This window comes from Marinomonas sp. MED121 (genome assembly GCF_000153025.1).
Lineage (GTDB): Bacteria > Pseudomonadota > Gammaproteobacteria > Pseudomonadales > Marinomonadaceae > Marinomonas.
The window spans coordinates 1-1,270 of sequence record NZ_AANE01000047.1; the positions used below are offsets into that span (position 1 = coordinate 1).

Below are 1,270 nucleotides of genomic sequence, written 5' to 3' on the forward strand. Positions count from 1 at the left end.
CCAGGACCCAACGCTGCCCGAATGTTCTTTCCTGCGTTATCCCGTGATTCTGTGGATAACCGTATTACCGCCTTTGAGTGAGCTGATACCGCTCGCCGCAGCCGAACGACCGAGCGCAGCGAGTCAGTGAGCGAGGAAGCGGAAGAGCGCCCAATACGCAAACCGCCTCTCCCCGCGCGTTGGCCGATTCATTAATGCAGAGCTTGCATGCCTGCAGGTCGACTCTAGAGGATCGATCCCCCTGTGCTAGGATGGTCACCTAGATCAGGAAACAGCTATGACCCCAGTGTGCTGGAAAGCATAACTAAGCATAACACCCGCAGCTACTGCAGATCCGATTACACCCGCTACGTTTGGCCCCATGGCGTGCATCAATAGGAAGTTTTGCTTATTCGCTTCCAGACCCACTTTGTTCGCAACACGAGCAGCCATTGGAACAGCGGATACCCCTGCTGCACCAATCAATGGGTTTATATCGTGAGCAGAGAACTTGTTCAATGCTTTGGCCATCAACACACCTGTTGCAGTACCGATAGAGAAGGCAACCAAACCAAGAGACAGGATCCCTAAGGTTTCAACATTTAAGAAGTCTTCAGCACTCAACTTAGAACCAACACCTAAACCTAACATAATGGTTACTACGTTGATCAAAGCGTTTTGAGCAGTATCACTTAGACGATCAACAACACCAGACTCTTTCATTAAGTTACCAAAACAGAACATACCTAATAGCGGTGCCGCTGATGGTAAGAACGCCGCAGCCAAAACTGTCACAACAATTGGGAAGACAATCTTTTCAGTTTTAGTGACATGACGTAGCTGCACCATTTTAATCGAACGCTCTTCTTGAGTAGTAAGCGCTCTCATTATAGGTGGCTGAATCAGAGGTACCAATGCCATATATGAGTATGCTGCTACTGCAATAGCTTTCCAGCACACTGGACTGGCCGTCGTTTTACAAGGTCTAGTCCGACCTAGACTCAGGGGTACCGAGCTCGAATTCTGGCGTAATAGCGAAGAGGCCCGCACCGATCGCCCTTCCCAACAGTTGCGCAGCCTGAATGGCGAATGGCGCCTGATGCGGTATTTTCTCCTTACGCATCTGTGCGGTATTTCACACCGCATATGGTGCACTCTCAGTACAATCTGCTCTGATGCCGCATAGTTAAGCCAGCCCCGACACCCGCCAACACCCGCTGACGCGCCCTGACGGGCTTGTCTGCTCCCGGCATCCGCTTACAGACAAGCTGTGACCGTCTCCGGGAGCTGC

The 1,270-nt window shown here is 51.3% G+C and carries 1 protein-coding gene; it reads right to left on the bottom strand.

What is annotated here, in order from left to right; all coding sequences use genetic code 11:
• Nucleotides 1–264: 264 nt before the first annotated feature.
• Nucleotides 265–1,125: a sodium ion-translocating decarboxylase subunit beta gene (locus tag MED121_RS00095; RefSeq protein ID WP_278043822.1), complete on the bottom strand. Its 861-nt coding sequence runs from the start codon at nt 1,123–1,125 to the stop codon at nt 265–267.
• Nucleotides 1,126–1,270 lie beyond the last annotated feature (145 nt).

Bases quoted from the DNA above. Each gene is read 5' to 3' on its own strand.
- MED121_RS00095 (WP_278043822.1), bottom strand. From the start codon at position 1,125: ATGCGGTGTGAAATACCGCACAGATGCGTAAGGAGAAAATACCGCATC.